Genomic DNA, 26141 nt, shown 5'->3' on the forward strand with positions numbered 1-26141 from the left:
CAGTCTATTCGGCGGGCGTGGTGTCCTCGGTCGGGGTCGCGGCGGGGCCGGCGTCGTTGTGCGGCCCCGCAGCCGGGATGACGGGTTCGGCAGCAGGAGCTTCGTTGGGGTCCGTTTCCGCCGGGCCTAGCTCTTCAGCGGGTGCGGAAGGGACGGGAGCCACAGCTTCGTCGGCGAGCTCGGCTTCCGTGGAGGTTGCGACTGGTTCGCGGGGCGATTCGATGACAGCTGATGGATCTGAAGGGTCGGGCGGCGCCGGAGCCATATCCGCAGCCGCCGCAAAATCGACCTTGAACGCACACGCGATCTGAAGGAGCCCTGGGTAGGGGAACTCACCGAGTTCGCTCAACGTCATCGAGATGGACTCACCGATCTTGTCGCCGAGGACGTACGCGAACTCGACCGTCGCATCATCACAGAGCTGATCGAGGGTCGGCCGAAGCTTGATGCTGCCATGGCCCGGCCGGTCTTCCGCTGCGAGGACCGTGACGTCGTCCGCCACGAGAATTGTCTCGACCGCGCTGCTTGAACCGACGTAAGTTGCACGGACAGTGGCGTCGGCAATACCCGTTAGTGGCACCGTGTAGTGCGTTATCCATGTAGCCGGATCGACCCGGACCGACGTCGCTCCGACCGTGGGCGTGCCGTCGGGGAGTTCGGGGGCTGGCGGATCTGTGGGTTCCATCGGATCTGTGGGGTCGGTCGGGTCCGTGGGCTCTGTCGGGTCCGTGGGATCCGTCGGGTCCGTGGGCTCCGTCGGGTCCGTGGGCTCCGTCGGATCGACAGGTTCAGTCGTCTCCGGGTCGCCATCCGCACCGCTGCCGGCGCCGGGAGTGGTCGGCGTCTCCGCCACCACCGGAGGCGCGACCTCGGTCGCGGGGGTGTTGTCGACCACGGGTACCTTGACCTGGGGTGCATCATCGACGTCGTCAGGCGTCCTCGGATTCTTCTCCTGGATCTCGAGGATGAACTTCTCTTCGTTCATCTCGGAGCCGGGCGTGAGCTCGGAGGAGATCGAGGAATCGCCGACCTCGCTCGCGCTCGGCAATGAAGTCACGGGGCTCGCCTCCAGCAGCCCTGGAACGATCGTCGTCGCGGCCACCACGCTGGCGACGACCAGCGCCGCTGAACCCACGCCCACGAGAGCACCGATGCCTGTCACAGTTCCGGTCGTGGACCCCCCGCCGGCCTTGCCTGCGAGATCGCCGACCGCGCCACTCGCGCCAGCGCCTGAGACGACGACTCCGCCCTCGATGACGCTCGACGGCATCGCCGCCACAGCAACGACCGGAGCGCCGCCCGTCTGCAGCGCGGCGGTGTATCCGGCGGCGCCGGCGACGCCGAGAACGAGCGGAAGCAGAACGAGAGCGAGGCGGTCCGAAACGCCCTTCGCCTCGGCGACGAGGATCATGCAACGCGCGCAGTCCTCGATGTGCTGATCGAGACGCCTCTGGTCCCGGGCGCTGAGGTTGCCGCGTGAGTAGGCGCCGAGATGCTCGATCGTCCACTGGCATTCAGAGCCGGGCTCGGCGCTCTTCAGGTGTGCTTGGATCCAGGCCTCACGCAGACCCTCGCGTGCGCGGAAGGCGAGCTGCGAGACTGCGCCGGCCTTCATGTCGAGCAGCGGAGCGACCTCCGCCGGTTTCATCTGCTCGATCTCGGTGTACCAGAGCACTTCCTGCCACCGACTGGGGAGGCCGCGGAACGCCTGTGCGGTCAGGCTGCGATCGAGGGCCTCGTCGGCTGCCTGCTCTGTGCTGTCCGGATCTGCGATGGTCTCGAGTTCGTCCATCGCGGTCTCGCGACGGGAGCGGCCCCAGGCCGCAGCCGTGTTGCGGATGCTGGTGAAGAGGTATGCGCGGAAGGACCCGTTCGGGCCACCGCCCTTGATGATCGCCTGATAGATGCGGGTGTAGGCCTCTTGCACCAGATCATCGGGGTCGAGGCTCGAAGTGATCGAACGGGCGACCGATACGCCGGAGGAGTAGTGGCGTCGCCAGAGTTCACCGAACGCGTCTGCATCACCCGAGCGGGTGCGCAGGATCAGGTCGGCATCGGCTGACGCCCCGGTTGCGGTGTGGTCGTGGTTCTGCACTGGCTTCCATCTGTCGTGAGAGTCGGATGACCCCTCACATGAAGAGACGCGTGATCCGGTCGATCCTCACGCGCCCGGACCATTCTCCCTCTAAATTCCCAGCGAGGCCAGCCCTGTGGACAACTCGGAGCCAACTCTCAAAAGTATTTCTCGGAACCGCGTGATGAAACGGGGTCGTCGCCGTCTCATCAATGAGAGCAGCCATCAGAACTCCACCGGGGGGCGGAGTTCGGCACCGGTGAAGGGGCAATGCATCGGTCGGGTGACTCGGCGCCTCGGGGGAGGAGCATCGAGTCACCCGCTCTCACCTTCCGGGCAGAGACGGGGTCGCCGCGCGGGGGAGCGGCGACCTCGCGCTCATCCGCTCACGCGAGCCGTGCGCCGGTCTGCACGTGCATGACGCGCAGGTGGGCGTCCAGCAGCACTGCGTCGCCGATGTGACCGCGAGTGAGCCGTCCGAGCCGCGCACCGAGGCCGATGGCCGCGGCGGGCGTCTGCGTCAGCGCGAGCACCGCCTCGGCCAGAGGCACGCCTGCGCCCACCGCGCGCTGCAGGGCGACGTCCTGCGTGAGCGTCGAACCGGCGATCGAGCCGGTGTCGTCGGCGCGGGCGATGCCATCGGTCACGGTGACCTTGACCGCGCCTAAGTCGTAGCTGCCGTCCGCGCTGCCCGCGGCGGCCATGGCATCCGTCACCAGCGCTACTCGGCCGGGAGCCGCGTCGAAGATCAGCTTGATCACGTGTGGGTCGAGGTGCACGTTGTCGGCGATGGCCTCCAGTACGACGCGGCGGTCGGCGGCGGCCGCGAGCACGGGACCAGGGGCGCGGTGATGGATGCCAGGCATCGCGTTGAACGCATGCGTCAGGACCGTCGCGCCTGCATCGAACGCGGCGAGGGCGGTCGCGGCATCCGCATTCGTATGACCGACGGCCGCGGCGGCGCCGGAAGCGACGATCAGCCGGATCGCCTCGAGTCCGCCGGGAAGCTCCGGGGCGATCGTCACCTGGCGCACGGTGCCACGGCCGGCGTCGAGCAGACGCTGCACATCGGCCGCTGCCGGTTCACGCAGCAGTGAAGGCTCATGCGCGCCGTGATGGCCGGGGTCGAGGAACGGGCCCTCCAGGTGCGAGCCGAGGATGTCAGCATCCGTCGTCATCAGATCGGCGATCTCGCCGACTCGACGTGCGAGGTCGTCGAGCGGCGCGGTCACGAGCGAGATGACGGCACGCGTCGTGCCGTGCGCGCGGTGCAACTCGCGCGCGGTCCTGATGGCGTCGATGCCGTCATCGAAGGATGCCCCGGCACCGCCGTGCCCGTGTATGTCGATGAACCCCGGCGTAAGGATCGCTCCGTCGCCCGCAACTTCAAACGCGTCGATCACAGTGTCGGCATCGGCCCAGTTTGCACCGACGCCGGTCTCAGTAACCAGGCCGTCTTCGAACCTCACCCAGGCGTCCGCTGTCTCGATGCCATCGGTGACGAGACGGGCCGAGTGGATCAGGGTCGTGGTCATCGGCTGCTCCAGACGATCTCGGCAGGACGGTGGCCAGCCCATCCTGCGGCTTCCCAGGCAGCTCCGAGAACGCCGACGCGCTCGCGGAACGACGCCCACTCGCGCGTCTCAGCAGGCGACCACGCGACCTCCGCGATCGCAGCGACGCGCGGGAAGATCAGCTGATCGATGTCATTCAGCGTCTCTATGGTCTCCGACCACAGCGGACCCTCGACGCCGAGGATAGCCTCAGCGGGCAGACCATCGACGATGGCGGTCGGCTCCCACTCGTAAGCCGTCTGCAGGTCGATCAACGCCGCCCAATCGAGTCCGAGCGGGAAATCGGCGTCGTACTTCTGGTCGAGGTACGCGGTGTTCGAAGGCGACATGATGACGGAGCCACCGCGCTCGGCGAAGCGGCGCGCATGGTCGGCGTGCGCCCCCGACGGGGTCGTGCTGCCCCAGTACTGGCCGATCGTGCCTTCGGCGACCTCGGCTGCGCCCGCCTCGTGCCACGCGATCGGAGTCTTCCCGAGCTCGATGGTGAGAGCGGTGACACGTTCGATGAACGCACCGAAGTCGGCCTGTGCCGTGCCGAGGCATTCGTCGCCCCCGACGTGGAGATACGGACCAGGGGTGAGCTCGGCGAGCTCGGTGAGCGCATCGCGCAGGAACTCCCACGTCGCATCATCATGGATCTTCACGGAAGAGTGTCCGACGCCCCAGCCGAGATATGGCTCGCCGGCGACCGGGAGCGGCTGGGAGAGCGCTTCCGCCTGGGCGAGGAGTCCATCGTTCATCACCGGCTCCTCGACGATCTCGGGATAGGCCAGGCCGATCGCGTGCGTGTGCCCCGGCAGATCGATCTCCGGCACCACGACCATGTGGTGCGCGGCGGCGTAGCGCACGATCTCGCGGAAGTCGTCCTTCGTGTAGTACCCGCCTTGGCGGCCCAGAGCTGCCGTCGTGGAGCTGCGCTCGGCGAGCAGCGGGCGGCTGTCGATCTGCAGTCGCCAGCCTTGATCGTCGGTGAGGTGCAGGTGCAGCCGATTGAACTTGAGCGACGACGCGCGGTCGATGAACGCTTTGACGGTGTCGACGTCGAAGAAGGTGCGGGCGACGTCGAGCATGACGCCGCGGTAGGCGAAGCGCGGGGCATCGTCGATCTCGGCGTGGGGGAGCACCCACGCCTCACCGTCGGTCACGAGCAGCTGACGCAGAGTCTGGACGGCGTAGAAGAGGCCGGCCTCGTCGCCCTCGAGCTGAGCCGTCTCGCCGACGCGCAACGTGTACTGCTCGCTCTGGCGCGCGGTTCGGCGCACGACGATGTCACCCGGCCGAGCCGCATCGACAGCGATCGCGGGGTGCAGTCCCGTACGTTCGGCGATTCCGTCGGCGAGGACGGATGCCGCGGCATCCGCTCCCTGCTCGACGATGATGCGGGTGGCCGGCGTCAGCGACAGCGCACCGGTCGACTCCGTGATGGACGAGGGCAGCGGAACAAGAGGTAGGACCATGAACAAAACCTACCGCGCGACGACCAGCGCGGCCAGGGCTGCGGGCTACTCTGGGGCGTCGGGATTCCGCTATGCTCGAACGGTCGCGACTGGCGTCTGGGTGGGTCACCACCGGGGAGCGACCGTTACGGAATTCGACCGCGCGCCTGGGCCGATGACATCCATCACCGATGACATTTCATTCCGCAACGAAAGAGGACGACATGACCGATCCGTACTTCAACGCCCCGCTCTCCGAGGTCGACCCAGAGATCGCAGAGGTCCTCGACCGGGAGCTGAACCGTCAGCGCACGTTCCTCGAGATGATCGCATCCGAGAACTTCGTGCCCGTCTCCGTGTTGCAATCGCAGGGCTCGGTGCTCACGAACAAGTACGCCGAGGGCTACCCTGGTCGCCGCTACTACGGCGGCTGCGAAGAGGTCGATGTCGCAGAGTCCCTTGCCATCGAGCGGGTCAAAGCCCTCTTCGGCGCCGAGTTCGCGAACGTCCAGCCGCATTCCGGCGCCACCGCCAACGCCGCAGTGCTGCACGCGATCGCCCGCCCCGGCGACACGCTGCTCGGCCTGTCGCTCGACCACGGCGGCCACCTCACGCACGGCATGAAGATCAACTTCTCCGGCCGTCTGTATGACATCGTCGCCTACGGGGTGAACCCCGAGACCTCGCTCGTCGACATGGACGAGGTGCGTCGCCTGGCCATCGAGCACAAGCCGAAGGTCATCATCGCCGGATGGTCGGCGTACCCGCGCCACCTCGACTTCGCGAAGTTCCGCGAGATCGCCGATGAGGTCGGCGCGCTCCTCTGGGTCGACATGGCGCACTTCGCCGGTCTCGTCGCCGCAGGCGTGCACCCCAGCCCCGTCCCGCACGCGCATGTCGTCTCCTCGACGGTTCACAAGACGATCGGCGGCCCCCGCTCCGGCTTCATCCTCACCAATGACGCCGACCTCGCCAAGAAGATCAACTCCGCCGTCTTCCCGGGTCAGCAGGGCGGCCCGCTCATGCACGTGATCGCCGCCAAGGCGACCGCGTTCAAGCTCGCAGCGACACCCGAGTTCAAGGACCGTCAGGTGCGCACGATCAGCGGCGCTCATATCCTCGCCGATCGGCTCACGCAGCAGGACGTCGCGGACGCGCAGATCAAGGTGCGCTCCGGCGGCACCGACGTGCACCTCGTGCTCGTCGACCTGCGCGATGCGGCGATCGACGGCAAGCAGGCAGAGGATCTCCTGCACGACATCCACATCACCGTGAACCGCAACGCCGTCCCGAACGACCCTCGTCCGCCCATGGTCACCTCGGGTCTGCGCATCGGCACCTCGGCGCTGGCGACGCGTGGATTCGGCGACGCCGAGTTCACCGAGGTAGCCGACATCATCGCCCTGGCGTTGCAGCCCGGGGCGGACGTCGCTGCGCTGAAGGCGCGTGTCGATGCGCTCGCCGGTGCCTTCCCGCTCTACCCGGAGCTGCAGCAGTGACCGCTGTCGTCCTCGATGGCAAGGCCGCGGCCGCGGCGATCAAGAGCGAGTTGACCGAACGGGTCGCAGCGCTGCGCGAACGCGGCATCGTCCCCGGCATCGCCACGGTTCTCGTCGGCGCGGATCCGGCATCCCAGTTGTATGTGGGGATGAAGCACCGGCAGTCCGAGGCGATCGGGATGAACTCGATCCAGCGTGAACTGCCCGCCGACGCCACGCAGGAGCAGGTCGAGGCATTGATCGACGAGCTCAACGCCGACCCGACGTGCCACGGCTACATCGTGCAGCTGCCGTTGCCGAAGCACATCGACACCGACGCCATCCTCGAGCGCATCGATCCGGACAAGGATGCCGACGGCCTGCATCCGACCAACCTCGGCCGGTTGGTACTGAACGTCAACGGGCCGATCCACACCCCGCTGCCGTGCACGCCTCGCGGCGTCATCGAGCTGCTGCTGCGCAACGACTACGACCTCAAGGGAAAGCATGTCGTGGTCGTCGGCCGCGGTGTCACGATCGGCCGCTCGATCGGGTTGCTGCTGACGCGCCGCGAGCTGAACGCCACCGTCACTCTCACTCACACCGGCACGGTCGACATGCCGAAGTACCTCCGCGAGGCGGACGTCATCGTCGCCGCGGCCGGCGTCAAGCACCTCATCCGTGCGGAGGACGTCAAGCCGGGCGCCGCGGTGCTGGACGTCGGAGTCACCCGTGAGGACGCCCCGGAGGGCGGCAAGTCGAAGGTGTTCGGCGATGTGCACCCGGATGTCGCATCCGTCGCCGGTTTCATCTCGCCGAACCCCGGCGGCGTCGGTCCGATGACCGTCGCGCTGCTCATGACGAACGTCGTCGAAGCCGCCGAACGGCTCGCGAGCGAGCGCTGAGCTACAGTTCGGCCAGCATCCGCCGCTGCTCGGGAGTGAGCCCGTCGTTCAGGTCTTCCCGGGCGGCGCCGGTCGCGGCGGTCTGCGTGCCGGATGCCGTGGCATCCGACGTCCGGGCCGTCGAGGTACGACCGCCTTTCACTTTGGACTGCACCGTGTCGAACACCGCGCCCGCTCGCGCTTCGATCCGGTCATCGACCAGATCGTAGATGACCCAGGCGATCAGCAGGTACAGCGGCGGCAGCACGTAGCCCCAGAACCAGCCGCGCACGTCGACGCCGCTGAGCCACACCGTCAGAACCCAGACGATCAGCTCGACGATGAAGACCAGCACGTACCGGACGACCTTCTCGCCGACCCTCGTGCGGGTCTGCGCCGACTTCGAGGCCGCCCCGCGGAACGCCTTGAGCAGCGTCGGCTTGAGCGCGAGCGTGGCCGCAGTGAGGATCACGGCAGCCCACAGTGCATTCCATCCGACACTGACGCTTGACATGAGCAGGCCGATGAGCAGCAGCACCACGACGTTGAACACGTACAGGGAGACGGCGCGGACGATCCAGTTCTTCATGTCGTCAGCCTAAGGCGATGCGTCGCCGCGGGGGAAGAAACGGCGGTCAGCCGGTGAGGCCCGGCGCGTCTACCCCGACGATGCGCGCGTGCTCATCGAAGCGGAAGGTGGCCGAGCCGGAGGCGTCGGTGACGATCGCGCCGCTGAAGGCCTCATCGGTCCACTGCAGATTCCACCCGGCCAGTCGCGCGGCATCCCACACGGACGAGCGCGCGTCGCTCAGAGCGAGTTCCGACAGGATGCGGGGTGCGGAGATGACAGCATCGCGCACCGTGAGCGGTGCGAGCGGCGCGTCCAGTACGAACACGGCCCGAGTCCCGCCGCCGATCGGTGCTGAGTAGTACGGGGAGCGACCCGTGATCTCCACGGCCACTGCCCCGATCTGGTGCGCGGCCTGCTCAATCCAATTGTCGAGATCTGCGCCGGTGTCGGCAGGGAATGGCAGCTCCTGCTGGCCGAGCTCGGCGATGCCGTACTGGGTGCCGTAGTCGCGCAGCTGTGCGGCGATCCCCTGCGCGTCGCCCTGGGGGTGAGCCCATGCCCACAGCAGCGATCGCGGGCCCGGTGCGATCGTCGCGATCAGGTGGGGGCGGGTCACCAGCTGATGCGAAGGATTCGAGTTCGACGTGAAGGTGAGGGTGCCTGCGGCCATGTCGGCGTCCCAGCGGTGTTCGCCGAGCGCATCGACGGCCGTGGTGAGTGCGTCCTGGCGGAGTGCGGCGAAGAATGCTGCGCGGTCGGCGAGAGGCTGCAGGGCTGCGAAGGTCATGGTCCCAGTCTGGCCTGGAATCCTATGATTCCGCCACCTGCGCCGCGCCACGAAGAGCAAGCCCGCCCGCCATCGACCCGGTACGAAACGGGGTCGTGTGCGTCGACGACGAGCGGGCGAGTGGTCAGGGCAGGCGGGCGGTGTACTGCTCGCGGATGACCGCTCGCGTGTCAGCCTCGAAGCGGGTGGTGACCTCCACCGGCCACTCGGGTGCGGTGCCGCGGAGTCCCCAGGCGGCCTGCACAGCCGCTCCGAGAGCCACGTACTCGCCCGGTGCCGGCACTACCACAGGTGCGTCGAACACCTGCGCCGCGATGCGCGCCACCGCCTCGCTCTGCGCGGCGCCGCCGACGAGCAGGATGCGCTCGGCCGTGACTCCATGGGCGCGGATGCGATCGAGTCCCTCCGCGAGGCCGCACAGGACCCCTTCGATGGCCGCGCGCGCGAGGTTCTCGCGGCTCGTCGACGTCAGAGTCATGCCGAACAGCGATGCCGTGGCATCCGGGAGGTTGGGCGTGCGCTCGCCTTCGAACCACGGCTGCAGCACGAGGCCATCGGCACCGGGCTCTGCGCTCAGAGCGAGTCGGGAGAACTCGGCGTGATCGACACCGAGAAGGGATGCCGTGGCATCCAGCACTCGCGCGGCATTCAGCGTCGCGACCAAGGGCAGGAAGCCACCGGCTGCATCCGCGAATCCAGCCACGGTGCCACTCGGATCGGCGACTGCGACGTCCGTCACCGCGAACACCGTGCCGCTGGTGCCGATCGAGACGCCGATATCTCCGCTTCCCGCGCCCATTCCCAGCGCGGCCGCGGCATTGTCACCCGCACCGGCCGTGACGAGGATGCCATCCTGCCCGGCGACGTGCTCGGCGGGACCCAGCACTCGCGGCAGCACCACGTCACTCGCGTCTCGGCGCAGTGCGACGGCGAGAAGCTCACGGTCGTACTCGCCTCGAACCGAATCGAAGTACCCCGTGCCACTGGCATCGGATCGATCGGTGACGAGTTCGTCGAGCACAGGGCCCAACGGCGAGTCGTCTGCGGGGCCGTAACCACGCAGACGCCACGTCAGCCAGTCGTGGGGGAGAGCGATCGCCGCGATGCGGGAGGCTTTCTCCGGCTCGGCATCCGCCACCCAGCGCACCTTGCTCGCCGTGAATGACGCGACCGGCACGACTCCGGTGCGCTGGGAGTATTCCTCGGCGCCGATCTCGGCGGTCAGTGCGGTCGCGGCATCCGCCGACCTGGTGTCGTTCCACAGCAGGGCGGGGCGGATGACGCGACCCTCGGCATCGAGAGCGACCAGACCGTGCTGCTGTCCGCCGATCCCCACGGCGGCCACATCTGCCAGCCCGCCGGCATCGGCGATGGCGCTGCGCAGTGCGTCCCACCAAGCCGCAGGGTCGACCTCGGTGCCATCAGGGTGACCTGCCCGTCCGGAGCGGATCACCGCTCCGGACGAGAGGTCGCGCACGACGACCTTGCAGCTCTGCGTCGACGAGTCGACACCGGCGACGAGCGTCTGCGTGCTGGTCGACATGGTGTTGGTCGGCACAGGTCAGCGGGCGCCGAGCAGGTGCTCGGTGGCGAGCTGCTGCAGACGGACGAACCCGAAGCCCTTGCCGCCGAGGTAGGCGTCGGTGTCGAAGTCCTCGAAGGCGCTGCGGTCGGCGAGGAAGTCGTCGTAGCTCTCGCCGGGGTTCAGGGTCGGCTCGGCGAGCTCGGGGACCTTGGAGGCAGCCAGGGCCTCCTGCACCTCGGGGTCGGCGCGGAACGCCGCGGCGCGCTCCTTGAGGAGCAGGTAGGTGCGCATGTTCGCGGCTGCGGATTCCCACACGCCGTTCTCGTCTTCCGTGCGGCTCGGCTTGTAGTCGAAGTGGCGGGGACCGTCGTACGCCGGAACGCCACCGGGGCCGCCGTTCTCGAGCAGATCGACCAGCGCGAATGCGTTGTGCAGGTCGCCGTGACCGAACACGAGGTCCTGGTCGTACTTGATGCCGCGCTGACCGTTGAGGTCGATGTGGAAGAGCTTCTCGTGGAACAGCGCCTGGGCGATGCCCGCGGCGAAGTTGAGCCCTGCCATCTGCTCGTGTCCGACCTCGGGGTTCACGCCGAACAGCTCGGGACGTGCGAGCGAGCCGATGAAGGCGATCGCGTGGCCGAGGGTCGGCAGCAGGATGTCGCCGCGGGGCTCGTTCGGCTTCGGCTCTATCGCGAAGCGGATGTCGTAGCCCTTGTCGGTGACGTAGTCGGCGAGCAGGTCCACGGACTCGCGGTAGCGCTCGAGGGCCTGGCGCACGTCCTTGGCGGAGTCGTACTCCGCGCCCTCGCGGCCGCCCCACATCACGAAGGTCTTCGCGCCCAGCTCGGCGCCGAGGTCGAGCTGACGGAACACCTTGCGCAGCGCGTATCGGCGGACGTCACGATCGTTGGACGTGAACCCGCCGTCCTTGAAGACCGGCGCGCTGAAGAGGTTCGTGGTGACCATCGGCACGACGAGGCCGGTGTCGGACAGAGCGCCCTTGAGACGGTCGATCTGCTTCTGACGCTCAGCATCGGTGGAGCCGAAGGCGAACAGGTCGTCGTCGTGGAACGTGAGTCCGTACGCGCCCAGCTCGGCGAGTTTCTCGACTGCGTGCACGACGTCGAGTCGAGGACGCGTCGGGCCGCCGAACGGGTCGGTGCCGTTGTAGTCGATGGTCCAGAGACCGAACGAGAACTTGTCTTCACGGGTGGGGGTGGGCATGGCTGCTCCTCTGCAGGCGAAGTGAGAAATATAAGTTGTGTTTCACAACATATAGCATGCGATGGCGGTTCGCAATCGACGCCGCGCAACGCGACGCTGTGTCGTCAGGATCGCGGCGGCGCGGTGGATTCGCGGACCACGAGGGTCGTCGCCATCTGCACGGGCTGGGGCTCAGCGCCCTGCAGGATGTCGAGAAGCATCCGCACTGCCGCCGCACCCATCTCGGGCAGCGGCTGGCGCACTGTCGTGAGCTGGGGCACGTGGGCGGCAGCGTCGATGATGTCGTCGAAGCCGACGACGGAGAGGTCGGTCGGCACGTGCAGGCCGCGCTCGGATGCGACCCGCATCATCTCGATGGCGGAGAGGTCGTTGGCGGCGAAGACGGCGGTGGCGGGGTCGGAGAGATCGAGGATCGCATGCGCGCCGGCCGTCGAGTCGCTGGCTCGGTAGCCGCCGTCGATGACGAGGGCGGGATCGAACGGGATGCCGGATGCCTCCAATGCATCGCGGTACCCCTGCTCGCGCTCTCTGGCGGACTCCAGATCGGTTCGTCCGCGGAGGTGGGCGATCCGTCGATGGCCCAGCGAGATGAGATGTTGTGTGGCGGCGCTGGCGCCTTCCACATTCGCCACGCTCACGGTTGCGGCATCGTCGGCTCCGACGTGCGGGTCGACGGCGACGATCGGCACCGACGTCTCGGACGGTGCGGCCGTCGGGGTCACGAGGATCGCGCCGTCGATGAGCGTGCCGCCCAGGCGGGACAGCGAGCGACGCTCCCAGCCGAGGTGGCTGCCGGCCGAGACGCTGCCCGCGTATGCGAGCACGTCGTACTCGGTGTTCTCGAGGGCACCGGACACGCCCCTGAGCAGCTGCAGTGCGAACGGCTCGAACTCGGCGACGAGGACGCCGATCACCTGCGTGCGCCGCCGGCGCATGGAAGTGGCGACGATCGAGCTCTCGTACCCGAGGTCGGCGACGACGCTCATCACGTGCGAGAGCGTCTCGGGGGATACGCCGTAGCGACCGTTGATGGCTTTCGAGACGGTCGCCACCGAGACTCCGGCAGCGAGGGCGACATCGGTGATCGTGGTCCGGCGGTTCATGCCCTCATGATATCCGGGTTATTGAAAACGTTATCGATATCGTTTGACACATTCGTGGGAGCGGTGTCAGAGTAAGCACACGAACACATTGGTGTGGCTGACAACAAATGTCGTGTCGCGCTGCACGAGAACTCGAAGAAGAGGAGAACACAGCATGAAGATCCGAAAGGCATTGACAGCAGGCGCTGCGGTCGTCGCACTGGGATCGCTCGTCCTGGCCGGCTGCAGCGGCACCAGCGGTGGCGGCGGCGAAGGCGAAGGCGGCGAGACCACGCTCACGATGTGGCACAACTCGACGACCGGCGACGGCAAGCAGTACTGGGAAGATGCAGCAGCCGCCTTCAACGAGGCGAACCCCGAGGTGACCGTCAAGGTCACCTCGATCCAGAACGAAGACATGGACGGCAAGTTGCAGACCGCCGTCAACTCCGGCGACATGCCGGATGTCTTCATGGCCCGCGGTGGCGGCAAGCTCGCTGACATCGTCGACGCGGGCAAAGTCAAGGACCTCACCGATCTCATCGACGACGATGTGAAGGCGGCTTTCGGCGAGGCTCCGTTCAGCGCGTTCACGGTCGACGGCAAGGTCTACGGTGTCCCGAGCGCTGTGCTCCCCGGTGGAATCTTCTACAGCAAGGACCTGTTCGCGCAGGCCGGCATCGAATCAGAGCCGGCGTCTGTCGCCGAACTCGAGGACGCGGTCGAAAAGCTCAAGGACGCAGGGATCGCTCCGATCGCGCTCGGTGCGAAGGATGCCTGGCCCGCGGCGCACTGGTATTACTTCTTCGCGGTGCGCGCCTGTGGGCAGGACGTCATCGAGAACCTGGCCACCAGCCCGGACTTCACCGATCAGTGCTGGCTGGATGCTGCAGACAACCTCAATGACTTCGCCGCCACCGAGCCCTACAACGACGGCTTCCTGACGACGACAGCCCAGCAGGGCGCCAACTCATCCGCCGGACTCGTCGCCAACCACCAGGCGGCCATGGAGCTCATGGGCGCCTGGGACGTCGGCGTCATCGCCGGCCTCACCCCCGACGGGGAGCCGCTGGCAGACCTCGGCTGGTTCCCGTTCCCTGAGGTCGACGGCGGCGACGGTGCACCAGGAGCCATGATGGGCGGCGTCGACGGGTACTCGTGCTCGACCGACTCGCCGGCATCATGCGAGGAGTTCCTCAACTTCGTCGCCTCGAAGGATTGGCAGGAGAAGTACGCCACCGCGTTCCAGACGATCCCGGCCAACCAGGACGCCACCGGAGCTGTGACCGACCCGTCGCTGGTGCCTCTGATGGAGGCGTACGGCAAGGCGCCGTACGTGTCGCTGTGGCTCGACACCGCGCTCGGACAGAACGTCGGAAACGCACTGAACACCGGGGTCGTCGAAATGCTCGCAGGTCAGGGCGACCCGCAGAAGCTCGTCGACAGCATCGCGAACGCCGCAGCGAGGGGCTGAACAGCGACATGACTGAATCTCAGGCGCTGATGTCATCCACTGCGCCTGCGAGGAGCAACCGTGTCGGGACCGATCGTTCATCGGTCCCGACACGGGCGCCGCGGCGTCCCGACTGGCGCAAACGTGGCGAGATCGTGCTCCTTGCGGGACCCGCACTGCTGGTCTTCGTCGGCTTCGTCATCTTCCCGGTGATGATGGCCGCGTTCTACGGCTTCTTCAAGTGGAACGGCTACGGCTGGCCCACCGAATTCGTCGGACTCGACAACTACGCCCTCATGCTGCAGGACGACACGTTCCGCGCAGCCGTCGGACACAACTTCACCATCGTCGTCCTCTCGCTGCTCATGCAGGGGCCCATCGCGATCCTGTTCGCTCTCCTGCTGAATCAGAAGATCCGCGGTCGCTCCGTGATCCGCGTGCTGATCTTCGCGCCGTACGTCATCGCCGAGGTGGTCGTCGGAACCGGCTGGAGCCTCATGCTCCAGGATGCCGGGGCGCTGAACTCCCTGCTCGAGAAGGTGGGCCTCGGCGCGCTGCAGAACTCGTGGATCGCGGATCCGGCGATCGCGATGTGGTCGCTGATGATCATCATCACGTGGAAGTACATCGGCTTCGCCGTGATCCTCATGCTCGCCGGGATGCAGTCGATCCCCGAAGAGCTCTATGAGGCTGCGGCGATCGACGGCGCCGGATTCTGGAAGTCGCAGTGGAGCATCACGCTGCCGCTGCTCGGGCCGACCATCCGCATCTGGGCCTTCCTGTCGATCATCGGCTCTCTGCAGCTGTTCGACCTCGTCAACATCATCTGGGGCCAGTACATCGCAGCGACCGCCGGCACCTCGACGATGGCCACCTACATGTACCAGAACGGGCACCTGGCCGGCAGCTACGGCTACGGCAACGCGGTCGCCGTGATGCTCTTCCTCATCTCACTCGTCGTCGCCCTCGTGTATCAGCGGTTCATTCTCCGCCGCGACACCGAAGGGGCGTTGACGGGGGACAGCCGAAAGGGGCGCCGGCGATGACCGACACTCTGAAGACCTCTGTGGCCATCCAAGCCATCGGGCCGCGCGGACGTCGTCGCGCAGCATCCGGTGTGCGCTGGGGGAGTCCCGGCGTCTATCTGCTCGCGGTGATCCTGATCACGATCTGCATCACTCCGGTGCTCTACATCATCGTCGGCGGGTTCCGCACCAACTCGCAGATCACCGCCGACCCGTCGGGGTGGCCCGCACCATGGCAGATCGGCAACTACACCGACGTCCTCGGCAGCAGCGAGTTCTGGACCGCGATGGTCAACTCCACGATCGCCGCCGTCGGCACCACGCTCGGCGCCGTCATCCTCGGGGTGATGGCCAGCTATGTGATCGCCCGTTACGACTTCGGCGGCAAGGCCATCATGTACTCGTTCTTCGCCGCGGGCTTGATGTTCCCCATCACGGTCGCCATCACACCGCTGTACCTGCTGATCCGCAACCTCGGTCTCGTGAACAGCCTCGCCGGCATCATCCTGCCGCAGATCGCCTTCGCCCTGCCGACCACGATCATCATCCTCGTGCCGTTCCTGCGGGCGATCCCGAAGGAGCTCGAGGAGGCGGCATCCATCGACGGTGCCTCCAGGCTCGGCTTCTTCTGGAGGATGGTGATCCCGCTGAGCCTGCCCGGCGTGATCACCGTCGGCATACTCGCCTTCATCGGGTCCTGGAACGGGTACATGCTGCCGTTGTTCATCCTCAATGACGCCAGCCTGTTCACCCTTCCGCTCGGGGTGCAGAACTTCTCATCGCAGTACTCGGTCGACACCGCCAGGGTGCTCGCGTACACGTCGCTGTCCATGCTGCCGGCCTTGATCTTCTTCAGCCTGTTCGAGCGTCGAATCGTCGGTGGCCTGACCGGAGCGGTCAAGGGTTGAGCACAGAATGAAAGAGAGATCCGTGTCGGATTCGACAGCGGGAGTTCCCGCCATGCCCGAAACGTCTGAGCGCGTTCGCGCATTACACGCGCAGATGACCCTCGACGAGAAGCTCGCGCAGATCGTCGGGTACTGGCTCGATCAGAACGGGGTGGTCGCCCCGATGCAGTCCGAGATGGCGGCCGGGCAGCAGGATGCCGGTCGGCTGGAGGATGTGACCAGGAACGGGCTGGGGCACTACACCCGCGTGTACGGCACCCGGCCGGTGGACCCGGCAGAGCGTGCGGCGTGGCTGTGGGGTGAGCAGCGGCGGCTCAAGCGCGAGACGCGGCTGGGAATCCCTGCGCTCGTGCACGAGGAGTGCCTCACCGGACTGGCGGCGTGGAAGGCAGCGGCCTTCCCCACGCCGCTGGCGTGGGGAGCGGCGTTCGACCCGGATCTCGTGCACGAGATGGCAGCCTCGATCGGGGAGTCCATGCGCGAGCTCGGCATCCATCAGGGCCTGGCACCGGTGCTCGACGTGATCCGCGATCCCCGCTGGGGGCGGGTGGACGAGTGCATCGCGGAAGACCCCTACGTCGTCGGCGTGCTCGGCACCTCATACGTCACTGGTCTGCAGTCCGCACGGGTGCACGCCACTCTCAAGCACTTCGTCGGCTACTCGGGTTCGCGTGCAGGGCGCAATCACGCGCCGGTGTCCGCAGGGCCGAGAGAGGTCGCCGACGTGTTCCTGCCGCCGTTCGAGATGGCGCTGTTCGATGGCGGAGCCCGCTCCGTCATGAACTCCTATGCAGAGATCGACGGCGTGCCGCTCGGCTCCAGCGAGGAGTACCTGACCGACCTGCTGCGCGAACGCTGGGGCTTCGACGGCGTCGTCGTCGCCGACTACTTCGCGGTCGCGTTCCTCGAGGTGATGCACGCGATCGCCGCTGACCGCGGCGGTGCCGCTGCCGCCGCGCTGACTGCGGGGATCGATATCGAGCTGCCGACCGGCGATGCGTACCTCGTCCCGCTCGCGGAGCGGATCCGCGCAGGCGAGTTCGATGAGGCCTTCGTGGATCGTGCGGTGCTGCGCGCACTGGCGCAGAAGGAGGAGCTCGGGCTGCTCGAGCCCGATGCGTTCGAAGATGAGCCGCCCACTCACATCGACCTGGATTCGCCGCGTCACCGCGACATCGCGCGGCGTCTCGCGGAGGAGTCGATCGTGCTGCTGTCGAACGACGGCATCCTTCCGTTCGCCGACGCTTCGGGCTCGCCGTCGAGGATCGCCGTGATCGGTCCGAACGCTCATCGTGCTGAGGCGCTGATGGGGTGCTACTCGTTCGCGAACCACGTGCTCGCGCATCATCCGGAGTTCCCGCTCGGGTTCGAGATCCCCACCTTCCTGGAGGCGTTCGAGGCGGAGACCGGCGCGAGCACGGAGGTCGTGTACGCCAAGGGCGCCGATGTCGAAGGCGATGACCGCAGGGGATTCGACGCGGCCGTCACAGCCGCGACCACATCGGATGTGGCGATCATCGTCGTGGGGGACCAGGCGGGTCTCTTCGGCCGCGGCACCGTCGGCGAGGGCAACGACTCCGAGACGCTGGAGCTGCCAGGTGTGCAGCGCGAGCTCGTCGAGGCGGTCGTCGCGACCGGTACGCCGGTGGTGATGATCGCGCTGACGGGCCGGCCGTACGAGATCAGCTGGGCGCTGGACGGCGAGAACCGACCGGCGGCAGTGCTGCAGGCGTTCTTCCCCGGTGAGGAGGGTGCGGCGGCGCTCTCCGGCGTGCTCACCGGACGTGTCAACCCATCGGGACGGCTGCCCGTCTCGCTGCCGCGTGCGGCAGGGGCGCAGCCGTACACATACCTGCATCCGCGGCTCGGAGGAGCATCGGATGTCACCGCCACCGACCCCACTCCGGTGCGTCCGTTCGGATTCGGTCTGTCGTACTCGCCGGTCGCGTATCGCGATCTGGTAGTGGATTCGGCGGTGACCGCCGGTGGGGCGTTCGCCGCATCGGTCGAGGTCATCAACACCGGCGCGCGCACCGTGGATGACGTCGTGCAGCTCTATGGCCGCGATGTCGTGGCCTCGGTCGCACGGCCGGTCGTACAACTGCTCGCGTTCCAGCGGGTGACGCTGGAGCCTGGGCAGTCCGTGACTGTGAGGTTCTCGGTGCCCACGCAGCGATTCGCCTTCAGCGATCGATCGATGACACGCGTGGTGGAGCCCGGCGATGTCGAGGTCTGGGTCGGTGCCGATGCGGCGGCGACCGAGGCAGCGGGCACGGCCACCTCGCGCGCGACATTGGCCGTCACCGGTGCCGTGCATGTGCTCACGACTGCGGATTCGCGTCTGGCGACGTGCGAAGTGGCGGCATCCGACGCAGTGGAATCCGAGGCGATGGCCGTCGCCGCGCGCTGATGGGTCGGCGCCGACCGGATATCGTGGCATGAGCAACATAATCGGGAGCGGCGGGGGACACGATGGCTGAGCGGGCATCGAGCGTCGAGCGCGTGCGCGCGGCGAACCTCGGAGAGGTGCTGCGACTCGTCCACCAGCTCGGTCCGCGCTCGCGTGCCGTCGTCACTGCGGAGACGGGACTGAACCGCTCGACGGTCGCCGACCTGGTGGCGGAGCTGGCGTCGAGGGGACTGGTCGTCGAGCAGGAGCCGGATCCCACACGGAGAGTCGGCAGGCCTTCGCCGATCGTCGCGACAGGCGACGCCGTGATGGCGATCGCCGTCAACCCCGAGGTCGACGCGATCGAGGTCGGAGCCGTAGCTCTCTCCGGTCGGGTTCGCGAGCGGATTCGCGTGGAGTGCGAGCGGCCGCCGAGCGTAGAGGATGTCGTCGGTGTCGTGGCGCGGGTGGTCGAGGGCTGGCAGGCAGGTGCGCTGGCCGGGAGCCGATTCGTCGGGATAGGTGTGGCCGTTCCCGGTCTCGTCCGTGTCGAAGACGGCCTGGTGCGACTTGCGCCCCACTTGGGCTGGCACGAGGCCGACATCCGCTCACCGCTCACGCAGCGTCTCGGGCTGTCAGCTGCTATAGACAACGACGCCTCGCTCGGCGCGCGTGCGGAGCGGCTCTTCGGGGCGGCGCGCGAGCACAGGAACGTCGTCTACCTCAACGGCGGTGCCAGTGGCATCGGCGGCGGACTCATTCTGGACGGCACGTTGATCGCCGGCGCGGGCGGCTACGCGGGTGAATGGGGCCAGACTCGTCCGAGCATCGCAGTCGAGGCCGACCGGCGCACCCGCGCAGGCACCCTCGAGGACGAGGTGAACAGGGCGAGGCTGCTGCAGGTGACCGGACTCGGGGCAGTCGACGATCCGGTTCTCGCCGCCGCGCTGTCCGACGTGGAGTCCTCTGAGGTCGCCGACGAGATCGATCGCCAACGGCGGATCCTCGCCGCGACGCTCGCCAACGCGGTGAACGTGCTCAATCCGTCGATGATCGTGCTCGGCGGGTTCCTCGGCATGCTGAGCGACAGCAACGCCGACGGCTTCACCGCCGACGTTCGGGCGAATGCGCTCGCGGCGCCCGGCGAGCAGGTGGAGATCCGCGCTGCGGCGCTCGGCGCCGATCGCCTCCTGATCGGCGCCGCAGAAGCGGCTTTCGCACCGCTCCTGACGGATCCGGCGCGCGCACTCGACGCACTCAGCGCGTGACGAGAGCTCGCTCCCTCGACGCGCGCGGGAAGCTCAGTAGCTTGCGTGCTCCGTCGAACCCACGCCGGCGATCCACTCTGCTGCGAGCTTCTCGGTCGCGCGCGCCAGGATCGACACGTCGGCCGCGACCAGGGCGAAGGATGCCCCGGCGTCGAGGTAGCGACGGGCGGTCGCAGGGGTGAACGCATTGACGCCGACGGGCTTTCCCGTCTCCCGCACGGTCGCGATCGTCTGCTCGACGGCGGCGATGACGTCAGGATGCTCCTGCTGCCCGAGAAGACCCATCGACGCCGCGAGGTCGCTGGGGCCGATGAAGACCGCGTCGACGCCGTCGACCTCCGCGATCGCGCCGGCATTGCGGACCGCGGCATCCGTCTCGATCTGCACGGTCAGGGAGGTGATCTCGTGCGCGCGCTGCAGGTAGTTCTCGATCCTGTTGAACTGCGCGGCGCGCGCGAGTGCGCTGCCGACACCGCGGACGCCTCGCGGCGGGTAGCGCGTGGCGGCGACGGCGGCGAGGGCCTCGTCGGCCGTGTTCACCATCGGCACGAGCAGGTTCTGCGCGCCGAGGTCGAGAGTCTGCTTGATCAGGACAGGGTCGTTGTTCGCCACCCGCACCACCGGCGTGATCGGATACGGCGCGACGGCCTGCAGCAGCGACAGCATCGACTCCAATCCGATCGGGCTGTGCTCCCCATCGATCAGCGTCCAGTCGAGCCCGGATCCGGCGACGATCTCAGCGGCGATCGGACTGCCGGAGCAGATCCACGCGCCAACGAGCGGACGATCGGCCGCAGTCAACCGGTCTCGGAACGACGGCGCAGGTTCTAGATGAAGCGGCATGTGATTGTTCCCATCGGTCCGTAGTCGCACAGCACCTGATCGCCCTTCGAGACCCACATCGGGCGTGTGAACGAGCCGGCGAGGATGATCTCCCCGGCCTCGAGTCTGGCGCCGTGCTGGTGGAACTTGTTCGCCAGCCACGCCACTCCGGTCGCGGGGTGGCCGAGAACACCGGCGGCGACGCCGGTCTCCTCGATCTCGCCGTTGCGGGAGAGCACTCCGGGCACCCAACGCAGATCCATCTCATCCGGACGCTTGCGCACATCGCCGAGCACCATCGCACCGTAGGCGGCGTTGTCGCTGACCGTGTCCACGATCGTGCGGCCCTCCAACTCGATGTGCGAGTTGAGCACCTCGAGCGCCGGAACGGCGTAGTCGATCGCGGCGAGAGCGTCCTCGAGCGTGCAGTCCGGACCTTCGAGAGGTGCTTTCAGCACGAACGCGAGTTCGACTTCGACCCGCACGTTCGAGAAGGCGTCGAACGGGATGTCCGAACCGGACTCATAGACGGTGTCGTCGAACATCACGCCGTAGTCGGGCTCGCTGATCCCGGTCGCCTGCTGCATCGCCTTGGATGTCAGACCGATCTTCCGGCCGACCAGCTTCCGCCCGGCAGCGAGGTTCTTGTCCCGCCATATGCCTTGAATGGCATAGGAGTCCTCGATCGTGGCATCCGGGAACCGCGCCGTGATCCGCTGGATGACGCCGTGCGTGCGCTCGGCGTCCGCGAGCTCGTCGGCGATCTGCTCGATCACATCGGGTGACAGCATCCGTCCTCCTACAGCTGGTGACCGAGCTTGTACTCGCCCTGCTTGTACTCGGGCATCGATTCTTCGCCCTCGTCCTTGCGAGTGTACGAGAACCCGTCGGCGCCGATCGTGACCGCCATCTCGCTCTCGTCGGTGCGGGCGGTGACGGGCTGCGGATTGCCGTCCAGATCGAGCACGAGCGACGCGTCGGTGTACCACGACGGCACGACGGGGTTTCCCCACCAGTCGCGGCGCTGGTTGTCGTGCACGTCCCACGTGATGACCGGGTTATCGGGGTCACCCGTGTAGTAGTCCTGCGTGTAGACCTCGACGCGGTGCCCGTCCGGATCGCGCAGGTAGAGGTAGAACGCATTGCTGACGCCGTGGCGGCCCGGCCCGCGTTCGATCGCATCAGATCGGCGGAGCGCCCCGAGCTTGTCGCAGATGGCGAGGATGTTGTGCTTCTCGTGCGTGGCGAAGCAGACGTGGTGCATCCGCGGTCCGTCGCCGCCGGTCATCGCGGTGTCGTGCACGGTGGGCTTGCGGCGCATCCATGCGGCGTACACCGTGCCCTCGTCGTCCTGGATGTCCTCGGTGACCCGGAATCCGAGATCCTGCATGAACTTCACGGCTCTGGGCACGTCGGGGGTGACCTGGTTGAAGTGATCCAGGCGCACCAGCTCGCCAGGCTTGTGCAGGTCATAGCGCCAGGACATTCGTTCGACGTGGTCGGCCTGGTGGAAGAACTCGTAGGGGAATCCGAGCGGGTCGACCACGCGTACCGAGTCGCCGATGCCCCTCACGAAGCCGTCCGCTTCGCGGCGGACGTCGCAACCGAGCTCCGTGTAGAAGTCGACGGCGCGGTCGAGATCCTGCGGCGTGCGCACGCGGTACGAGAAGGCGGCGACGGCGGCGATCGGCCCCTTGCGCAGCACGAGGTTGTGGTGGATGAACTCTTCGGTCGAGCGCAGATAGATCGCCTGGTCGTCCTCTTCCGTGACGTACAGGCCGAGGACGTCGACGTAGAACCGGCGGGATGTCGCGAGGTCGGTGACCACGAGCTCCATGTACGCGCAGCGGAGGATGTCCGGCGGCGTGCTGGTCGGCGTCGAGACCGGGTTGTCCGTCTCGATCGGTGCCTCCTGGCTCACATAGTAGCCCGAGGAGGTCAGAGTCATGTCTTCACGATTGGTCATGTCAGCGTCCTCACTGCTTTCCGAAGACGGGGTTGTGGACCTCGCCGAGGTTGATGTGCACCGCCTGCTGGTCGGTGTAGAAGTCGATCGATCGGTAGCCGCCCTCGTGGCCGAGGCCGGACGCCTTCACACCGCCGAAGGGCGTGCGCAGGTCGCGCACGTTGTTGCTGTTAAGCCACACCATGCCCGCTTCGACATCGCCCGCGAAGTTGTGGGCGCGCTTGAGGTCGTTCGTCCAGATGTACGCGGCGAGACCGTACTTCGTGTTGTTCGCCAGAGCCAGCGCCTCCTCGTCGGAGGAGAAGGGGGTGATCGCGACGACGGGGCCGAAGATCTCCTCCTGGAAGATGCGGGCGTCGGGGTATACGTCGGCGAACACTGTGGGGGAGACATAGTTGCCGGTCTCGAAGCCCTCCGGTCGCCCGCCACCGGCGACGAGACGTCCCTCGGTCTTGCCGATCTCGACGTAGCTCATGACCTTCTCGTAGTGCTCGGGGTGCACCAGAGCGCCGACCTCGGTGGTCGGGTCGTTCGGCAACCCGACCTTGACCCGCTTCGCCTGAGCGGCGTACTTCTCGACGAACTCGTCATAGATCGACTGCTCGACGAGGATACGGCTGCCTGCGGTGCAGCGCTCGCCGTTGAGCGAGAACACCCCGAAGATCGTGGCGTTGACCGCGGCATCCAGATCGGCGTCGGCGAAGACGACCGCCGGCGACTTGCCTCCGAGCTCCATCGACAGCCCCTTGAGGTATGGGGCGGCATTGGCGAAGATCAGCTGCCCGGTCGAGCTCTCTCCGGTGAAGGAGATGAGCGGCACGTCGGGATGCTTCACGAGCGCATCGCCGGCATCCTCGCCGAGGCCGTTCACGAGGTTGAAGACGCCCTTCGGGAGTCCGGCCTCCTCGAAGATCCCTGCCCACAACGACGCCGACAGTGGCGTGAACTCGGCAGGCTTCAGCACGACGGTGTTGCCGGTCGCGAGTGCGGGGCCGAGCTTCCACGACTCCAGCATGAACGGCGTGTTCCACGGCGTGATGAGGCCGGCGACCCCGATCGGCTTGCGATTGACGTAGTTGATCTGACGACCGGGCACCTTGAACGTGTCATCCGCCTGCGCGACGATCAGGTCGGCGAAGAAGCGGAAGTTCTCCGCAGCACGTCGCGCCTGGCCCAGTGCCTGCGTGATCGGCAGGCCGGAGTCGTAGGACTCCAGCTCGGCGAGACGCTGGTCGCGTGACTCGACGATGTCGGCGATGCGGTGCAGCACGCGCGAGCGCTCGCGGGGGAGCATCTTCGGCCAGGGGCCGTCGTCGAACGCGCGCTTGGCGGCTGCGACGGCGAGATCGATGTCGGCCTTCTTGCCGGCGGACGCCGTCGTGTAGTTCTCATTGGTCACCGGATCGAGCACGTCGAACGTGTCGCCGTCGACGGAGTCGATGAACGCGCCGTCGATGTAGTGCTGGATGTGATCGGGAAGATCAGCGGGGATGCGTGAATCTGTCATGGTTCCTCCGGTGTCAGTGGACGTGCATGTCGACGGCTTCGTCGGGGTGCTCTTTCGTGAGATAGGCATCGAGTGTGGCCGAGTGGTGGTCGCGCGCGGCACGTTCGATCTCTGAGATCTGGGCGCCGTTCTCGATCAGCGCGACGATGTGCTCGTGCTCGCGCACCGATTCATGAGCGCGCCCCGGTACGAAGCTGAACGTCGAATCGCGCAGTCTGTTCAGCCGTGCCATCTCGAGCGTGACGAGTTCGTGCAGCCGCGGGTTCGGGCAGGGGGCGATCAGCGCGGCGTGGAACTGCTGGTTGAGCCGTGTGAATGCCGGCGGATCGAAGTGGTCGAGGGTGTCGATCATCTGCGCGTTGATCGCACGAGCCAGTCGCAGGTCGTCTGCGGTCAGGTGTCGCGCCGACATCGCGGTGGCGCTGCCCTCCAGGATGCTGAGCGCCTCCATGCTGTGCCGGTACTGGGTGTCGTCGACCATGGCGACCCTGGCGCCGACGTTGTGCTCGAAGTGCACGAGTCCCTCGGCTTCGAGCTGTCGGATCGCCTCACGCACCGGCACGACGCTCATGTCGAGCTCGCCGGCGATCGTGCCGAGCACCAGCCGGTACCCCGGGGTGTAGGTCTGGCCAGCGATCCGCTCCTTGATCCACTGGTACGCCTGCTGCGACTTGCTGAGCATCTTCGTCATGCGCGATCGCCTTCCCTCATGGCGCGCGACGCCTCGTACTTCGCCCGCCACTCCGCGTTCATCGGGAACAGGCCGTCGACCGGATGCCCTGCCTCCACCTGCACGGCGATCCAGGCATCCTCGTCCTCCTGTGCGAGGGTCGCGTCCGCGATCTCGGCGGCGATGGACGGCGGGATCACGATCACGCCGTCGCTGTCTCCGACGATGATGTCGCCGGGCTGCACCGCTGCGCCGCCGCAGCCGATCGTGACGTCCAGTTCCCAGGGCACGTGCTTGCGGCCGAGTACCGAGGGATGCGCGCCCTGCGAGAACACCGGCAGACCGATACGGGCGACCTCGTCGAAGTCGCGCACGCCGCCGTCGGTGACGACGCCGGCCGCGCCTCGGGTCTTCGCACGCAGGGCCAGGATGTCGCCGAGGGTGCCGGTCGCGGCATCCCCCCGTGCCTCGATCACGATGATCTCGCCGTCGCCGACAGCGTCGAACAGGCGCTTCTGCGCGTTGTAGCCGCCGCCGTGACTGGTGAAGAGATCTTCGCGGGCCGGGATGAACCGCAGCGTGCGTGCGGTGCCGACGATCTTCGTGCCGGGGATGTTGGCGGAGACGCCGTCGATGAAACAGGCGTGATGGCCGCGCTTGCGCAGCTGGGAGGAGAGGCCGGCGGTCGGCGCCATCTCGAGCTTGGCGCGCAGTTCGGGGGAGAGGCCGGATGCCGCGGGCTCGAGCCCTGCCTCTTCGGCGGATCCCCACGCCTCGGTGCGCTGGGTGTCGTCGACGCTCGGCATCGACCCCAGAGTCTCGTCGAACGGCGCATCGCCCTGCGTGACGGTGGTCGCCAGACGACCTGATGACGGCGCGCCCGGCGCATTCGGGGCATCGACCTCGACCTCGACGACGTCGCCGGGGACGATCACGGATGATCCCGCAGGTGTGCCGGTGAGGATGACGTCTCCGGTCTCGAGCGTGAAGTGCTGGGAGAGATCGGCGACGAACTGGGCGAGCGGGAAGATAAGTCCTGCGGAGGTGTCGTCCTGGCGAAGCTCGCCATTGACCCAGGTCCGGACACGGATGTCGGTGGGATCGACGTCTCGAGCGTCGATCAGGTTCGGACCGAGCGGAGTGTACCCGTCGCCGCCCTTGGATCGGACGTTCGAGCCCTTGTCATTCGCCCGCAGATCGTACAGACCGAGATCGTTGGCGGCGGTGACGGACGCCACATGCGACCAGGCTTCGGCGATGCCGACGTGACGAGCGGGCGCGCCGATCACGAGGGCGATCTCACCCTCGAAAGCGAGCAGCTCGGTTCCCGCTGGACGTTCGACGGTGCCGCCGGATGCCGCGACAGAGCTTGCAGCCTTGAAGAAGTAGGAGGGGTGTGCGGGCCGCCGGCCGCGCTGATCCGCGCGGGAGACATAGCTGAGGTGCACCGCGATGATCTTGCCGGGGCGGGTGATCGAGTCCGTCACGTGAGGCGCCT

The 26141-nt window shown here is 67.3% G+C and carries 21 protein-coding genes and 1 riboswitch; of the genes, 7 read left to right on the top strand and 14 right to left on the bottom strand.

Going from position 1 to position 26141, the window contains the following annotated elements; all coding sequences use genetic code 11:
- Positions 1–4: 4 nt before the first annotated feature.
- The 3 genes from HDC95_RS00685 to HDC95_RS00695 all read right to left on the bottom strand — a co-directional run bounded on the left by HDC95_RS00685 (position 5) and on the right by HDC95_RS00695 (position 5105).
- Positions 5–2095, bottom strand: coding sequence for a sigma-70 family RNA polymerase sigma factor (locus tag HDC95_RS00685; protein ID WP_259061270.1), 2091 nt, complete (start codon positions 2093–2095; stop codon positions 5–7).
- Positions 2096–2460: 365 nt separating this feature from the next.
- A complete protein-coding gene (locus HDC95_RS00690; protein WP_259061271.1) occupies positions 2461–3609 on the bottom strand; it encodes an N-acetylglucosamine-6-phosphate deacetylase in 1149 nt (382 codons plus the stop codon).
- The gene (locus HDC95_RS00695) at positions 3606–5105 is read right to left on the bottom strand and encodes a beta-N-acetylhexosaminidase (protein WP_259061272.1); all 1500 of its coding nucleotides are present in this window, start codon (positions 5103–5105) and stop codon (positions 3606–3608) included. Before HDC95_RS00695 ends, HDC95_RS00690 begins: the two co-directional genes overlap by 4 nt.
- A gap of 75 nt (positions 5106–5180) precedes the next feature.
- Positions 5181–5264, top strand: a riboswitch (ZMP/ZTP riboswitch).
- A 44-nt stretch (positions 5265–5308) separates the two neighbouring features.
- On the opposite strand from HDC95_RS00695, the gene glyA reads away from it, so the two are divergent.
- Complete coding sequence (gene glyA / locus HDC95_RS00700; RefSeq protein ID WP_259061273.1) at positions 5309–6583, top strand: serine hydroxymethyltransferase; 1275 nt, start codon at positions 5309–5311, stop codon at positions 6581–6583.
- Positions 6580–7467 carry a bifunctional methylenetetrahydrofolate dehydrogenase/methenyltetrahydrofolate cyclohydrolase gene (locus HDC95_RS00705; RefSeq protein WP_259061274.1) on the top strand — a complete coding sequence of 296 codons (888 nt, stop codon included), beginning with the start codon at positions 6580–6582 and terminating at the stop codon, positions 7465–7467. Before glyA ends, HDC95_RS00705 begins: the two co-directional genes overlap by 4 nt.
- A 1-nt stretch (position 7468) precedes the next feature.
- Here the strand turns inward: HDC95_RS00705 and HDC95_RS00710 are convergent, their stop codons facing one another.
- The 5 genes from HDC95_RS00710 to HDC95_RS00730 form a co-directional block, all read right to left on the bottom strand.
- Positions 7469–8035, bottom strand: coding sequence for a hypothetical protein (locus HDC95_RS00710; protein ID WP_259061275.1), 567 nt, complete (start codon positions 8033–8035; stop codon positions 7469–7471).
- 46 nt (positions 8036–8081) lie between these two features.
- Entirely contained in the window at positions 8082–8804 is a 723-nt protein-coding gene (locus HDC95_RS00715; RefSeq protein ID WP_259061276.1) for a DUF6882 domain-containing protein, read from the bottom strand.
- Positions 8805–8928: 124 nt separating this feature from the next.
- The gene (xylB, locus tag HDC95_RS00720; RefSeq protein WP_259061277.1) at positions 8929–10347 is read right to left on the bottom strand and encodes a xylulokinase; all 1419 of its coding nucleotides are present in this window, start codon (positions 10345–10347) and stop codon (positions 8929–8931) included.
- 18 nt (positions 10348–10365) lie between these two features.
- Complete coding sequence (xylA, locus tag HDC95_RS00725) at positions 10366–11553, bottom strand: xylose isomerase (protein ID WP_259061278.1); 1188 nt, start codon at positions 11551–11553, stop codon at positions 10366–10368.
- A 104-nt stretch (positions 11554–11657) separates the two neighbouring features.
- Positions 11658–12656 carry a LacI family DNA-binding transcriptional regulator gene (locus tag HDC95_RS00730; protein WP_259061279.1) on the bottom strand — a complete coding sequence of 333 codons (999 nt, stop codon included), beginning with the start codon at positions 12654–12656 and terminating at the stop codon, positions 11658–11660.
- Between the two features lie 154 nt (positions 12657–12810).
- Here HDC95_RS00730 and HDC95_RS00735 point away from each other — a divergent pair, with 154 nt between their 5' ends.
- The 5 genes from HDC95_RS00735 (at position 12811) to HDC95_RS00755 (ending at position 19678) form a co-directional block, all read left to right on the top strand.
- Positions 12811–14109: an extracellular solute-binding protein gene (locus tag HDC95_RS00735; RefSeq protein WP_259061280.1), complete on the top strand. Its 1299-nt coding sequence runs from the start codon at positions 12811–12813 to the stop codon at positions 14107–14109.
- Between the two features lie 8 nt (positions 14110–14117).
- Positions 14118–15134 carry a carbohydrate ABC transporter permease gene (locus tag HDC95_RS00740; protein ID WP_396652613.1) on the top strand — a complete coding sequence of 339 codons (1017 nt, stop codon included), beginning with the start codon at positions 14118–14120 and terminating at the stop codon, positions 15132–15134.
- A complete protein-coding gene (locus HDC95_RS00745; protein WP_259061281.1) occupies positions 15131–16021 on the top strand; it encodes a carbohydrate ABC transporter permease in 891 nt (296 codons plus the stop codon). The genes HDC95_RS00740 and HDC95_RS00745 overlap by 4 nt, the downstream gene beginning before the upstream one ends.
- Before the next feature lie 52 nt (positions 16022–16073).
- Positions 16074–18431 carry a glycoside hydrolase family 3 N-terminal domain-containing protein gene (locus HDC95_RS00750; RefSeq protein WP_259061282.1) on the top strand — a complete coding sequence of 786 codons (2358 nt, stop codon included), beginning with the start codon at positions 16074–16076 and terminating at the stop codon, positions 18429–18431.
- Positions 18432–18493: 62 nt separating this feature from the next.
- The gene (locus HDC95_RS00755) at positions 18494–19678 is read left to right on the top strand and encodes an ROK family transcriptional regulator (protein ID WP_259061283.1); all 1185 of its coding nucleotides are present in this window, start codon (positions 18494–18496) and stop codon (positions 19676–19678) included.
- Positions 19679–19711: 33 nt separating this feature from the next.
- Here the strand turns inward: HDC95_RS00755 and HDC95_RS00760 are convergent, their stop codons facing one another.
- From HDC95_RS00760 to HDC95_RS00785, 6 genes are read right to left on the bottom strand one after another with little or no spacing between them, the layout of a single operon-like run.
- Positions 19712–20521, bottom strand: a complete 810-nt coding sequence (locus HDC95_RS00760; RefSeq protein ID WP_259061284.1) for an HpcH/HpaI aldolase/citrate lyase family protein — start codon at positions 20519–20521, stop codon at positions 19712–19714.
- Positions 20506–21291 (bottom strand): 2-keto-4-pentenoate hydratase, encoded by a 786-nt coding sequence (locus HDC95_RS00765; protein ID WP_259061285.1) that lies wholly within the window; start codon positions 21289–21291, stop codon positions 20506–20508. The genes HDC95_RS00760 and HDC95_RS00765 overlap by 16 nt, the downstream gene beginning before the upstream one ends.
- 8 nt (positions 21292–21299) lie before the next feature.
- Complete coding sequence (gene hpaD, locus HDC95_RS00770; protein ID WP_259061286.1) at positions 21300–22466, bottom strand: 3,4-dihydroxyphenylacetate 2,3-dioxygenase; 1167 nt, start codon at positions 22464–22466, stop codon at positions 21300–21302.
- Between the two features lie 10 nt (positions 22467–22476).
- Positions 22477–23973, bottom strand: a complete 1497-nt coding sequence (gene hpaE / locus HDC95_RS00775) for a 5-carboxymethyl-2-hydroxymuconate semialdehyde dehydrogenase (RefSeq protein WP_259061287.1) — start codon at positions 23971–23973, stop codon at positions 22477–22479.
- 13 nt (positions 23974–23986) lie between these two features.
- On the bottom strand, positions 23987–24664 hold the full coding sequence (locus tag HDC95_RS00780) for a GntR family transcriptional regulator (RefSeq protein ID WP_259061288.1): 678 nt from the start codon (positions 24662–24664) through the stop codon (positions 23987–23989).
- Positions 24661–26130 carry a fumarylacetoacetate hydrolase family protein gene (locus tag HDC95_RS00785; protein WP_259061289.1) on the bottom strand — a complete coding sequence of 490 codons (1470 nt, stop codon included), beginning with the start codon at positions 26128–26130 and terminating at the stop codon, positions 24661–24663. The genes HDC95_RS00780 and HDC95_RS00785 overlap by 4 nt, the downstream gene beginning before the upstream one ends.
- Between the last annotated feature and the right edge of the window lie 11 nt (positions 26131–26141).

Source organism: Microbacterium sp. AK031 (genome assembly GCF_024807145.1).
Taxonomy (GTDB): Bacteria; Actinomycetota; Actinomycetes; order Actinomycetales; family Microbacteriaceae; genus Microbacterium.